The following is a 13816-nucleotide window of genomic DNA, read 5'->3' on the forward strand; positions in this document are numbered from 1 at the left end:
GATTTACCACTCATACAGAGCAATATTATCATCACTAAGGATACCGCCTCATGAACCAACAGACTATTTGTACACTTGACGATATCATTCCTGAAACCGGTGTCTGCGCCCTGATAGATGGCAAACAAATTGCTATTTTTCGTACCAAACAGAACGATTTATTTGCTCTTGATAACTACGATCCATTCAGTCAAGCCAATGTATTGTCTCGAGGTTTGATTGGTGGCACCACGATTACAGATGATACAGGAACAGCAAAAGAAGTCCTTTATGTGGCCTCGCCCATCTATAAGCAACGCTTTAACCTAGCTACTGGTCAGTGTTTAGATGATGAGAGTATTGTGCTCAATACTTATAAATTCAAACTTGATGGAAATAATGTGGTGGCAAACTACGAATAATAAGCGACGTTATCTCTCACTTTGACAACTTTGATATGTCATTAATAATTGCTGTATTAATCTAAAACATCCTTTGAGTCTGAGATTCAAAGGATGTTTTATTTTTGACAACCACGCTGAAATACCATGCATTAAACGTTTCAACATATTTAGCCAAACTGAAAAGCTGATATTTGCGTTTTTAGTACTTGTTCAGAATAAACCTTCCGACCATCATCGTGACTTGCTGCCCCTACTATCACCATAAGCGGCAGTAAATGCTCTTCTGCATCCAATACATGTGAATCAAGCGCGTGAGGCGCTTTTGACCAATTCGCAAGGGCTACAAGTCGCTCATCTGAATCTACCGATTCCACAGTATTAGTCAGCCATTCATCAAAACGTTCTGAAGGTGCGGTAAAGTTTGCATCGTTGTAGCCACGCATATTATGAAAACTCATGCCACTACCGATGATTAGCACTCCCTCTTTACGCAATGATGCTAACGCTCGGCCTGCAGCCAGATGCACCTTCGGGTCTAGATCATTATGTAATGATAACTGCACCACTGGAATATCGGCCTCAGGATACATCAGCTTTAAGGGTATAAAAGTCCCGTGATCAAAGCCTCTCGTGGTATTTTTTTCATTAGTGATACCTGCCTCTGTCAGTAGCCTGCTGATTTGCTCAGCCAATACTGGCGCGCCACATGCAGTGTAAGTCAGTTGATAGGTATGATCAGGAAAACCATAATAATCATAAATGAGCTCAGGTTTCGTGCCAGCGGTAATACTAAATTCAGACATCTGCCAATGCGCACTAACCATCAAAATAGCTTTGGGACGCTCAGGCAGTCGATCAGAAATACTTTTTAAAAATGTAGCCATATTATTCCACGTATCAGCCGGTTGCCAATCCATGAAAAAGCACGGCCCTGCACCATGAGGGATAAAGAATACTGGCTGTGTGACTGAAATCGATTCGTTGCCCATTAGCTTCTACTCCCTTATGCTTCACTTTAATGCTCAATAATCCAATGATAAATATCAATGTTTAAGCTGAGAAATGGCTCTAGATGACGCAAGTTTTAAACTGCTGACAGCTATTAAGTCTGCTCGACTTTTCCTGATAGCATTTTGTCGATACTGAAACTTCCGCCCCCTTGTATCATTAACGCGAGCGAAGCCACCATCAATGTCAACGCGTATTCGTAACCACCATTATCAGCAAACAATCCATTGCTGATATGGACAGAAAAAATAGCCACCAACATGGTAAATGCTGCGGCTAAAGCGGCTGGTCTGGTTAGCAAACCCAATACCAGAGCAAGACCACCGAAGAATTCAGCGCCGCCTGCCAATATCGCCATTAAGTAACCAGGCTCCATACCCATACTGCTTAACCATTGAGCCGTACCTGCTAGCCCATTACCACCAAACCAACCAAATAGCTTCTGGGCGCCATGGGCTGCCAAAATCAGGCCAACTGGTATACGAAGAACTAATGCCGCTGCTCCAGCGTTCGATGTCAAAATTTTATTTAGTAGTGATGTTGTCATTGATGCTTACTCCAGAATGTATGATTAAGATAAATAGTGTCGGAAATGATATGGGCACACTTTACTATCAACGATATAAAAGAGTAAGCTAAGTTATATTGAATAATTATCAATGTATTGTTTATAATATATTTGATATTAGGATAAATACAGGAAAAAACATGGATAGAATCGATGCGATGCGCGCCTTTGTAGCAGTCGTGACAGAGGGTAGTTTTAGCAAAGCTGCCATCACTATGCAGCTCTCGCCGCAACTGGTGAGCAAGTATGTGGCAAAGCTAGAGGAGGAACTACATACTCGCCTGCTTAATCGCACTACCCGTAAAGTGAGTATAACTGAGGCTGGTAGCCAATATTTTACGCATGCGCAGCAGGTTTTATTGAGCATTGATGAAATGGCGGCGCAATTAGGCGGCCTACAGCAGCACCCTAAGGGAGTCTTGCGAATCAGTGCGCCTGTCTCATTTGCTTTAAAGCATATGGCAAGACTGATCACTGATTTTCAAGCAAAATATCCTTCCGTCACTGTTGACCTTCAGCTAAGCGACCGGAAAGTTGATATCGTTGAAGAAGGCTTTGATATTGCACTGCGTATCGGACAGCTCGACAGCTCATCACTCGTCGCTAAGCAAATTGCACCTATTCGCGTGGTTTTATGCGCATCGCCTGAGTATTTAAAAATCCACGGCGTGCCTAAGAAACTTGAAGATTTAGAAGCGCATCGCTATTTGCATTACAGCTATATGAATGTTGAAACCAAGGGGCAAATTTATAAGTACCTAAAGACGAAACAATTCAAGGAGCATAGTATATTCCGCAGTAACAACGGTGACGTACTCGTTGAGGCGGCTATTGCAGGTGGAGGATTAATATTACAACCGACTTTTATAGCTAGTGATGCACTACATACTGGTAAGTTGGTCGTAGTGTTGCCTGAGTATGAGCCCGACCCTTTGGGCTTGTATGCCGTCTATGCTCATAGAAAGCTGCTGCCCCATAAAGTCAGGTGTTTTATTGACTTTATGACAGACTATTATGGCGCGCCGCCATATTGGGATGAGCACATCACGCAAGCGCCAAATAGCTAATTGCTTATTAATATCTAGCCAACCTTATATAAAAGAGTGACAGCGTTAACCTCGCTTGAAGTATCACATATACCTCTGCACTCGGTTGCCTCGTCTCTCTTTTAAACTGAACCAACTATACATAAAGATATTTGATAGAGTAATTAGAAATCTGGCTTTGTATGCTATACGCCTCCCGCGCCTTTACTTGATGCTTCACTATTTTCGACCAATATCGCGGTGGCTGTTGTTTTGAGTATCGTCCATTGCTCATCATCGACATAGATACCTTCTTTCCACGCGCGCTGATGGGTTGAAAGCAGCTCATCTGTTGATATTTTACGATCGAAATTCTGAATATCGTTTTCAATATCAAAGTTTTGAGTCGCAATCTCGATAATCATATCATTGGTATTATAATTGGCTTGTGCTTTATCAAAAAAGTATAAATCAGGATAGATAAAACCTTGATTTAACGTGAATAACGTTTGTTTGGGTACAGAGCCATTGTCCCATTTAGCCAGACAGGCAAAACCCTTGCTTGCCAATCCTACCAGCTCACTATAAGCCAGCCAGCGGTTATGGCAGTTCTGCAAATAAATATGAAAATGCGTTAGATCACCCATTTTTTCAAGCGCATAGTCAATGATGGTCGGCAAGTGACAAGCCAAACTATTACCATGCAACTCTAAGCGAATAGCACATTCCTCTTGATGGATGATGTTAATTGGCGTATCAACCTCGTTCAAGATATACGGACTGGCGTTATTAAAGTGTCTGATACCATCCAAGCCCGCCATCTGTAGCTCAGCGACCATAGTGGCAATCACATCAGCCTCGCCAACCTCTCGGTGCAGCCCAGTAAAGGCTTTGTATACCATCGCGACGATTTCATTATGCGATACGATCATGAGTCAAACCTCCCTGCTCTGTCGACAAATCGGGTAATAGAGGAAACAGCCATTCATCACTATGCACTTCTGCAAATAAAGGCGCACCTTGAAACAAGGTAATCCGCACCCAACGATCTGATCTCGGATCAAACTTGGTCGCACCAAACATCGATAATTTACACCGTAATAGATGCATGGGTAATGCGGTTTTATGCAAGACATTCATCTGAATATCACCCAATGATTTATGCCCCATTGTCCAAACGCGACGTGCAATTGCCCGATATTTGGGCTGATTTAAGATAAACTCGGAAATCAGTTGTTGGGTGTTGGCTTGTTTGAGGGCAAAATACAACCTATTTGCTTGCCGTGCAATGTCTAATGCCAGCTCACGATCAGCGCCAGGCTCTTGCCCGCGTACACCCATGCGCGGCTCTTCTTTATCCACTGAACGATACCAAAACCAATAGCTGTTTTCAGGCTGGCTAAAATCAATATCAATCGCCCACTGATAATACAGCTCTAATACATCAATTAAATCTTGAATCACCTTTCCTTTCGGTAACGACAAAGCTTCATCAGCATTTACCTTTTTTTGAGAGGCATCGACACGCTCAGGATACAACTCCATTAAGCAGGATATGATGACTTCTTGACTCTCAAAACTCAGGTAATCGTGGGCTTGCAAAAACTCTGCCCATGTCGCGTAATTATTAATACTTATCATCAAATTGTTTTGTAGTACTGTTAACTCTGTGACGACCGCTTCATTGAGTTTTATTTGCTGCTCATTGATAGTAACGATTTCGCTAAAATACTGAATGGCACGTTTGATTAAACTCGCAAAATACGCGGTTTCTTTGGGTTCCACCTGACAGACCAATGTCGCTTGCAATGCCTCTTCACGCGTCGCAAGCCATTGGTCAACGATACAAGGATGGTTGATTAAGTACGGTGCCATACCCAGACCCGTAGCATTACCAATCCCAAGATAACGCTTAATCTCTGGATGGAGCGCCACCGCTTTGCTACCGCCCTTTTGCTTTGCCAAATAATCAACCCAATCTAAGCTAAACTCGCGCAGCAGGTAGACGGCACACATCTGTGCCCGAAACGATTGATCAAAGTCTTCACTGTGCTCCAACGGCTTAAAATCATAAATACCAAACTTACCATTGCCATAGACAGCAGTGGTACGCAAGATATAACCCACTTGAGCGAGTACATCCAAATCTGGTTGCTGACCGGCAGCGAGTGAGCTCACAATATGACCAAAGACCCTGACGCTCTTATTTGCTCGTGCCAGCACCATCACCATATTAGAGTTGCGACCTGCTTCTTGTAATGGCACGTTGGCTTGGAGATTATCTAATAATTCTTCACCTATCTCACCAAACACAAGCCCAAAGGTCACATCCCATTTTTGGGCAATCACCCTATCGTTACGCTCTTCATCAGCCAGCTCATTACAGAAAACCACCAGATGATACAAGTGCTCTGGAGTATTGAGGCGATAGATAACTTTGCCGTAACCTTGTTCATCCAAATCCCATAAGTGCGTACTGAGTGTCCATTTTTCTTTGTCAATTTTACGTAGTAGTGTGCGCACAAAGCTAATACGGGTCTGGTGCATTGCGCCCAATCTTTCTGCATTCATAATCACGTCACGAGTACGAAAACCCGTACTAAGCGAAGGTGGTTTGACGTTACTGTTTTCGTTATTTGCATAAACCATGTTCATAATTTCACTACCTTACCTAATGTACTGAGCCAGCAGCTTCGTTAATAATCTCAATGATGATATCTATTGGTAAATATAAAATTAGCGGTGTAGATGATGGCTGTCTCATATTTACCGTTTAGTGATTCAATGCTTCAATCAATTTTTTCAGCCAATTTTTCCTGAGCACGTTTTTCTTCACTAATTTTATGTCTGGTTTCTACCTTATTGGGACGATACAAGTCTTGCTCTCGTGCCATTTGCTGAGCAATCTGTGGCCCATTCCATAATGAAGGCAACAATACAAAAGAGACTGGCACGGCGGTAATCACGATAAAGGACTGCAACGCTGTCACGCCGCCCGAACCTAGAGAGATTAAAACAATCGCCGTTACACCCATCATGATGCCCCAAAAGGTGCGAATCATGGCGTTCGGCTCACGCTCGCCACTGATGACCACACTGATGGTATAAGTCATCGAGTCGCCAGTGGTCACGATAAATACCGTCGTCAAAATCAAGAACAATATCGAGGTAATCAAAGGAAATGGTAGTTGCTGCGTGACGGCTAATAATGCACCGGGTAGATTGAAGCCTTCAAATGCACTACTGACACTACCGGGGTTGGCAATCTCGAATGCTAAACCAGAACCACCAACGACAGTGAACCAAAAGCACGTCACGAGCGGTGCAATAATACAAACGGTGGTAATCAATTGGCGAATCGTACGACCACGTGAAATACGAGCGATAAAGATGGCCATCATCGGGCCATAGCCTAAAAACCAACCCCAAAAGAACACTGTCCAACCGCCAAGCCAACCTTCATCACCGCGAAACGTCGCCATTGGGATGAAGTTATCGACCATCGTACCGACACCTTGGATATAACCATTCACGATAAAGTTGGTCGGCCCAAATATCAGAATAAAGAGCATCAGGGCAACCGCCAATATGACATTAAAGCGGCTGAGTAACTGCATGCCTCGAGCAAGCCCACTGATCGCTGATAAGGTATAAAGCGCAATAGCAAATACAATAATGATGAGCTGAGTGGTAAACGTATCAGGGATACCAAACAAGGTATTGAGTGCATAGCTGGTTTGTAGACCCAGAAAACCGATAGGACCAATCGTACCAGCGGCGACGGCGACGATACAGCAAGCATCGATAATCGCGCCCGTTTGACCAGTGAGTACGCGCTCACCAAACATAGGATAAAGAAGCGTACGAGGTTTCAGCGGTAAGCCTTTGTCATAATGCAGATGCATGACCACAATCGCTGTCAAACTACCGACAATCGACCACGCCAAAAATCCCCAGTGCATAAAAGACTGTGATAAGGCATTGAAAGCCCGTTGTTGTAAGTCTGGTGATTCACCATATAATGGAGGTGCTGAAACGAAATGAGCAATGGGTTCTGCCGCAGCCCAAAAAACCCCGCCGCCAGCCAGCAACGTACAAAACAGAATAGCCATCCATTTGAAATTGTCCATTTCAGGCTTTGGTAAATTGCCCAAGATGACACGGCCAGTCCGACCTGCGCCAACCGCTAACGCGATAACAAAAGTGGCAAGAAGCAAAATTTGCCAAAAAGGACCGAAAATATTAGCCGACCATTGAAAACCAACATCAACGATCGTGGCTAACTGCGCTTCTGCAAAAATCGCCATGAGCACAAAGATCGTAATAAATCCGCCACTGTACCAAAATGCAGGGTTTTTAAGCCCTAGCGTGTCAGCATCTGTAGAAATTAATGTGCTAGTGACCTTTTCCGCCTCTGTATCTGTATTGGCAGCGCTTGAGCGTCCTTGCTCATCTTGATTAAATCCCTTTAAATCGGCCATGATGTGGCTCCATATGCTAACGTTTCGTTATTTAAATCAGGTGCATAGCAATGATGATATATCTAAACAACCTCGCTATACTGTCTACTTCAAAAGGTTTTATGCTATAAAACGTCTGTCTTCTTATAGCGATTTCGAGTAACCGTTGATTGAAACACTATTTTCAGACTGAGTGGTTAAGACAAAGGCTTTAAGCCTTGCTCTAAAAAATCGAACCAGTTTTGACCGATGACTTTTCCAGCATCACTTTCATTAAAACCGTGCTTTAGCAGACCGTTATAGATATTTTCCATGCCGTCTTTGCCAGCGAACCATGGCAAAGTATCTGGCCAACCTGAATTATTGGCATTGCCTTCACCATAATCCATCGCTTTTGACCAGCGACCATTGCGCATCCACTCAAGCACGGCTTGCGGTTGATTGAGACATAAATCACTGCCAATCGCTAAATGTTCGACGCCATATTTATCAGCACAACTGGCAATCATGGTGCAAAAGTCATCAAGCGTACATGCGCTGCCATTTGGCAAATGGAACGGATATAAACTAAACCCTAACAACCCGCCTGCTTGAGTCAAGGCACTGATGACCGTATCCGATTTATTACGCAAGGCCTCATGAGCCGTGGTTGGATTGGCATGGCTGATACATATCGGACGCGATGCCACTTCTATCGCCTCAAGCGTTGAGCGCTCAGCGCTGTGTGACATGTCAATAATCATACCGACACGATTCATCTCAGCGATGGCTTGCTGACCAAAACGGGTAATACCGCTATCATTTTGCTCATAACAACCCGTTGCCAGTAAGCTCTGGTTGTTGTAAGTCAGTTGCATGATCAATAGACCCAAGCGGCGCATCACGCTAATCAGACCAATTTCATCATCGATTGGTGAGCAATTCTGCGCGCCAAAAAAGATGCCAACTTTGCCCTGCTCTTTTGCCATCTTGATATCAGCCACTGAGTACACGGGCAAGATAAGATCTGAGTTTTGCTCAAAGCGTGTGTGCCACTCGCTAAAGCGGGTCATGGTCTGACGAGCATCTTCGTGATAGACCAAGGTGGCATGTACCGCATTGATACCACTGGCTTGTAGCATCTTAAAATAGTCGCGATCCCAATGGCTATACTGTAATCCGTCAATGACGATATGGTCTTGGTACATATCAATTCCCTTTAATGCTTTTATAAGTGACCGCTATCATTCGCTATTCAGTGCGTGTTCACACCCTGTCGCGTCGATAGCGGCTAACATGCTTGTCAAGAAGGTCTCTAATACGCTTTTTGATAAGCGGTCTTGACGATGGTATAGAATTCTTTGGCATATTGACCTTGCTCACGCGGGCCAAAGCTTGACTGTTTACGGCCACCAAATGGTACGTGATAATCCGTACCTGCAGTCGCTAGATTGACCATGACACAGCCTGCTTGTACTTGCTCTTTGAACATCGCACTGCTGCGCAAGCTTTGGGTGATGATGCTGCCCGTCAGACCAAAGCGCGTATCATTGGTCATCGCAATCGCTTCTTCTAGATTTTTGACACGCAATACACACGCCAGCGGGGCAAACACTTCTTCTTGGTTGATATCCCAGCTGTTATCCGTCTCAGTAAACAACGTCGGCGACATATAGTAGCCATCATGCGGCATCTCTAAACGCTCACCGCCAAACGCTAAATGAGCACCAAACTGCTTGGCTTTTTCAATCCAGTCCATGTTTGATGCCAGCTGCTTGTCATCGACGACAGGGCCCATAAAGATGCCGTCTTCAAGTGCATGACCGACCTTTAAGGTTTTCATTTTGGCAATCACACCGTCTACAAACGCATCGTGAATACTGTCCATCACGATGAGGCGTGAAGAAGCCGTACATTTCTGCCCTGAACCGCCGAACGCACCAGCCACCGCCGCATCGATAGCAACTTGCAGATCAGCATCATCAGCGATGACCAAGGCGTTTTTGCTGCCCATCTCAAGCTGACAACGAATAAAGTTTGGCGCAGTCGCAGCAGCAACTTTGCGACCTGTGGGTACAGAGCCCGTAAAGCTAACCGCATCGATATCTGTAGAATTGATGAGCGCATCACCGACTGACGAGCCGCCACCCAATAGCAGATTAAACGTACCTTCTGGCATACCTTGACGATGGATAATTTCAGCCAATGCGACCGCACTGGCAGGCGTTAAATTTGCAGGCTTCCAAATGACAGTGTTACCAAAGGCCAAAGCTGGCGCGATTTTCCATACAGCAGTCGCAGTTGGAAAATTCCAAGGTGAGATAATCGCGACCACTCCGACTGCTTCACGGGTAACTTCGACCTTGACACCTGGGCGTACTGAATCAGCGCTATCACCGATTTGGCGTAATACTTCCGCCGCATAGTAATGAAAGAACTGGCCTGCGCGGTAAATCTCACCGCGACCTTCCGCAAACGGCTTACCTTCTTCAAGAGACAACAGCGTACCTAGCTCATCACAGCGAGCAATCATTTCATCGCCAATCGCTTGTAGGATAGACTGCTTTTTTTCTAAAGGAGTCGCTTCCCACTTTGGTTGAGCTTGACGCGCCGCAGCGATGGCATCTTTGACTTGATCGCTACTCGCTTGTGCGAACTCACCGAGAGTTTCAGTGATATCAGATGGGTTAATATTGGCAACGGTATTTACGCCTGCCTGCCATTCACCATTGATGTAAAGTGATTTGGTTGGGTCTTGCTGCAATATCTGTTGGGCGGTGTGAGCTGACATAAGAGCTTCCTTGATAAAGTGTTAAATATTTTATTTATTGACTAGGGCGTGTCCTCATTTTAAAAATGGTGATAAAAATGAGATAAATTGCCGTCAAACGAGGAAAATAGTGCAGATAATATCGGGATATTGACCAACTATTTGACGATGTTTGGCAAAATTTAGCTATTTTTAGCTCATTTAGAGGACACTCGTTTGAATTGAGGACACGCCCTAGAGTACATTCAAAATTTAGGGCACAGCGGCATATACGACCAACTCAACCAGCATCTCTTCACGAGCCAATCCGGCTATCACCAGCGCTGCCCGATTTGGGTATGGTGCTTCAAAGTATTCAGCATAAACTTGATTGACAGTTTTTAGATAGTCGCGATCGGTCACATAGATCATTACTTGTAGAACTGCATCCATGCCAACATTGGCACATTCTAGCGTGTGCTTAAGATTGTCTAGCGTTTGGCGAGTTTGCGCTTCAATACCGCCTGCAACCACATCACCATTTTCATCGATAGGAATTTGGGCAGTGTACAAGGTACCATTGCTGGTTATCGCCCATTCTAAAGGGGCTTTAGACGCATAGAGTGAGGTTTTGATGGCTTGTTTGGTTGAGTGAGTCGTCATGTCGTCAGATCCTTTGATAAGTGGTTTCAGCAGTAAGCAATCTGAAATTTATTTAATCATTGCCAGCTGCTATATAACTTATCCTACTTAATTAACAACGATAAATCTAACTAATTAAATTTGAGTTTTGATAGATTTAATCTATCATTTAAGATAAATTATGGAAAAATAGTCTTGGATGGTCTGAATATGAAGCTACAGCAATTACGTCATTTTTTATTTGTGGTAGAAGAAGGCGGCTTTCGTGCGGCGGCTGATCGCGCTAACCGTTCGCAAGCCGCTTTATCAGCCTCGATAAAGGAATTAGAAAAAACCTTAGGTCAGCGTTTATTTGAAGTTGGAAACAAAGCGATACTGACGCCCTTTGGTGAAGCTTCCTTACCAAAAATCGAGCAATTCCTTGGCGTGTATCAATCACTAGAAGACGATCTTAAAGCCTCTGCATCTGGTGATAAAGGTAAAATTAGAATTGCAAGCGTGCCATCACTAGTGACTAAATTATTACCTAGCGTGTTGGTCGAATACTCAAAGAAATATCCTGATATCGAGATTGTATTGATAGATGACAATTCTGTTGGTGTGGCCAATCGGTTATTGGCCGGTGAGATAGATTTGGCATTGGGCAATTGCACCAGTATTGATAAAGCAAATATAGATTTCACCTTATTGATATCAGACCCCATTGGCGTCGTCTGCCTTAAAGCCAATGAACTGAACAACGAGTTAAATCAATCGCAAGGGCTAACATGGCAGCAGCTCATGTCGCAGCCGTTTATCTATAACGGCACTTGCAGATTGCTCGAAAACACACCGGCCGAGGCGCTCAATCGTAGAGCAAGATATACAGTAGAAAACATCACATCGCTATTTTCTTTATTGCGTAATGATCTTGGTATCACTACTCTACCCAAGCTTGCCTTCCCTGCTAATGAGCCCGAATTGGTTTGGATAGATTTAGTTGACCCATCCTTGAACCGACAGATCGGTATCTTTAAACTCGCCAATAAATCTATCTCTCCGCCCGCCCAAGCATTTTATAATCTCTGTATTGCGTATGTTCAAGAAAACTACTGGCTGTAGAGTGGCAAGGTTTACTCTGAATAAGAAAACCAAGACCTAAAATCAAGGCGTCTTGCATTAGATACGACCAAAAGCCTAATGCTAATCATTTATAAGACTATTTAACTCAGCTACCTTAACGTCTTCTTAACAGGCCCCTTGTTATGGTGAGGAATATATTCCCTATAACGCTGTTGAGAAGCCAGATTATGTCAATACCTCAATTAATGAGCACCAATGATACTAAGACTTATAATAAAAATAGCGACATAAGCACAATAAGCAAAGTGTCTAATCGCGAGATTAATCTCAATTATTTGATTATAATCGTTGCGCTCTATTTGGTCGCCACAGCGAATATCGGCTTTTTTGAGCAAGTGCTGAATATTTATCCTTTTCGAACGCATATTGCTTTTATAACATCCCTCACAGGTCTGTTATTCGGACTCATGTGGCTACTGTTTCAGCTATTATGCTATCGACCAATTGCAAAGATCGTGCTTATTGCGATGGTATTGATAGCTGCTGTATGCGGGTACTTTACGGATGCTTACGGGACGATATTTGACACAAACATGCTGATCAATAGTATGGAAACGGACCAAGCTGAAGCAGCGGGACTGATGGCACCAAGCTTTTTTATTCGTCTTATTTTATTGGGCATCATACCCGCTTTTATTATTGCCAAGACCTCTATAAAACGCAGTCCTCTACGTCGTGCCATCTTACAACGCATCATGACTTTGATACTGTCGCTCGCATTTATAGGCACATGCCTTTTGCCCTTAGGCGATCAATATGCCACCTTTTTTCGTCAGCACAAAATAATCCGTAGTTACGCCAACCCCATCACCCCTATTTATTCTGTTATCAAACTGGGCACTGATTACGTTGATGAACTACGTCGGCCTGACACGTTGATACTGCATGCGACCGATGCCAAACGCCTAGCACCTGTCACTGCGACGGGCACTAATGCCGCAAAACCTAAGCTGATGGTCTTTGTCGTCGGTGAAACCGCCCGTGCCGATCATATTAGTCTCAATGGTTATAAGCGCGACACCATGCCCTTACTTGCTAGCCAGCCAGACATTTATAGTTTCAAAAAAGCCACTTCTTGCGGGACATCTACCGCTTACTCGGTACCTTGTATGTTCAGTTATGCCAATAGAGAAAACTATGACTCTAAAAATGCAGACTATAATGAAAACGTACTGGACACGCTACATAAACAAGGTGTCAACGTCATTTGGCGTGATAACAATTCAAGCTCTAAAGGCGTAGCGGATAGAGTTACTTTTGAAGATTATAAAACCGCTGAGACTAACCCTAATTGCGATATTGAATGCCGAGATATTGGTATGCTCGATGGTTTTGACAAACTTGTCAAATCAGGCGAGACACCTAAAGATACGCTTATTTTACTGCATCAAATGGGCAATCATGGTCCTGCTTATTACCAGCGTTACCCTAACGAGTTTGAAGAGTTTAACCCTGTCTGTATGACCAATGAGCTGGCCAAATGCGATGACCAGTCTGTTATCAATGGTTACGATAATGCCATTCGTTATACCGATTACTTCTTAGATAACGTTATTGATACGCTAAAAAATTATGAGCAAGACTATGATGTGGTGATGGTATATATCAGCGATCATGGCGAGAGCTTGGGGGAAAACAATATTTATTTGCATGGTTTACCCTATAGTATTGCACCCGATGCCCAGAAGCAGGTGCCAGTCATTATTTGGTCGCCTACTAGTAACAGTATTGATAATCATAGTCTTGCTCGTATGACTGATCAACCTGTGTCACATGATTTCATTACGCCCACTTTACTCAGTTTCTTCGGTATCATAACCGATGAAGTGGCAGCAGAACCCACCTTTTTTCAGCTGGCCAGTTAGCCTTTTAATCCATAC

Annotated in this window: 12 protein-coding genes; 4 read left to right on the forward strand and 8 right to left on the reverse strand. The window is 43.8% G+C overall.

Annotation, left to right across the window (positions count from 1 at the left end; all coding sequences use genetic code 11):
- The first annotated feature begins 50 nt into the window (after positions 1 to 50).
- Entirely contained in the window at positions 51 to 401 is a 351-nt protein-coding gene (gene nirD / locus JMW61_RS11915; RefSeq protein ID WP_191115282.1) for a nitrite reductase small subunit NirD, read from the forward strand.
- 149 nt (positions 402 to 550) lie between these two features.
- Here nirD and JMW61_RS11920 read toward each other — a convergent pair whose 3' ends face one another.
- Entirely contained in the window at positions 551 to 1372 is an 822-nt protein-coding gene (locus tag JMW61_RS11920; RefSeq protein WP_201551541.1) for a DODA-type extradiol aromatic ring-opening family dioxygenase, read from the reverse strand.
- 113 nt (positions 1373 to 1485) lie between these two features.
- Positions 1486 to 1938, reverse strand: a complete 453-nt coding sequence (locus tag JMW61_RS11925) for a DoxX family protein (protein ID WP_201551543.1) — start codon at positions 1936 to 1938, stop codon at positions 1486 to 1488.
- Between the two features lie 161 nt (positions 1939 to 2099).
- Here JMW61_RS11925 and JMW61_RS11930 point away from each other — a divergent pair, with 161 nt between their 5' ends.
- Positions 2100 to 3026, forward strand: a complete 927-nt coding sequence (locus JMW61_RS11930) for a LysR family transcriptional regulator (RefSeq protein ID WP_201551545.1) — start codon at positions 2100 to 2102, stop codon at positions 3024 to 3026.
- 164 nt (positions 3027 to 3190) lie between these two features.
- On the opposite strand, the gene JMW61_RS11935 is transcribed toward JMW61_RS11930, so the two are convergent.
- The 6 genes from JMW61_RS11935 to JMW61_RS11960 all read right to left on the reverse strand — a co-directional run bounded on the left by JMW61_RS11935 (position 3191) and on the right by JMW61_RS11960 (position 10835).
- The gene (locus JMW61_RS11935) at positions 3191 to 3916 is read right to left on the reverse strand and encodes a DUF3726 domain-containing protein (RefSeq protein ID WP_201551547.1); all 726 of its coding nucleotides are present in this window, start codon (positions 3914 to 3916) and stop codon (positions 3191 to 3193) included.
- On the reverse strand, positions 3900 to 5639 hold the full coding sequence (locus tag JMW61_RS11940) for a hypothetical protein (RefSeq protein WP_265090123.1): 1740 nt from the start codon (positions 5637 to 5639) through the stop codon (positions 3900 to 3902). The genes JMW61_RS11935 and JMW61_RS11940 overlap by 17 nt, the downstream gene beginning before the upstream one ends.
- Before the next feature lie 134 nt (positions 5640 to 5773).
- A complete protein-coding gene (locus JMW61_RS11945; protein WP_197100469.1) occupies positions 5774 to 7465 on the reverse strand; it encodes a BCCT family transporter in 1692 nt (563 codons plus the stop codon).
- A 176-nt stretch (positions 7466 to 7641) separates the two neighbouring features.
- Positions 7642 to 8631, reverse strand: a complete 990-nt coding sequence (locus JMW61_RS11950; protein WP_201551549.1) for a membrane dipeptidase — start codon at positions 8629 to 8631, stop codon at positions 7642 to 7644.
- 107 nt (positions 8632 to 8738) lie between these two features.
- Entirely contained in the window at positions 8739 to 10214 is a 1476-nt protein-coding gene (locus JMW61_RS11955; protein ID WP_201551551.1) for an aldehyde dehydrogenase family protein, read from the reverse strand.
- Between the two features lie 231 nt (positions 10215 to 10445).
- Positions 10446 to 10835, reverse strand: coding sequence for a RidA family protein (locus JMW61_RS11960; RefSeq protein WP_201551553.1), 390 nt, complete (start codon positions 10833 to 10835; stop codon positions 10446 to 10448).
- Positions 10836 to 11024: 189 nt separating this feature from the next.
- Between JMW61_RS11960 and JMW61_RS11965 the strand changes: the two genes are divergently transcribed.
- Together JMW61_RS11965 and JMW61_RS11970 are read left to right on the forward strand one after the other, a co-directional pair.
- The gene (locus tag JMW61_RS11965; RefSeq protein WP_201551555.1) at positions 11025 to 11915 is read left to right on the forward strand and encodes a LysR family transcriptional regulator; all 891 of its coding nucleotides are present in this window, start codon (positions 11025 to 11027) and stop codon (positions 11913 to 11915) included.
- Between the two features lie 188 nt (positions 11916 to 12103).
- Positions 12104 to 13801, forward strand: coding sequence for a phosphoethanolamine transferase (locus JMW61_RS11970; RefSeq protein WP_201551557.1), 1698 nt, complete (start codon positions 12104 to 12106; stop codon positions 13799 to 13801).
- Positions 13802 to 13816: the final 15 nt, after the last annotated feature.

Origin of the sequence: Psychrobacter fjordensis (assembly GCF_904845995.1) — a bacterium.
GTDB lineage: Bacteria > Pseudomonadota > Gammaproteobacteria > Pseudomonadales > Moraxellaceae > Psychrobacter > Psychrobacter fjordensis.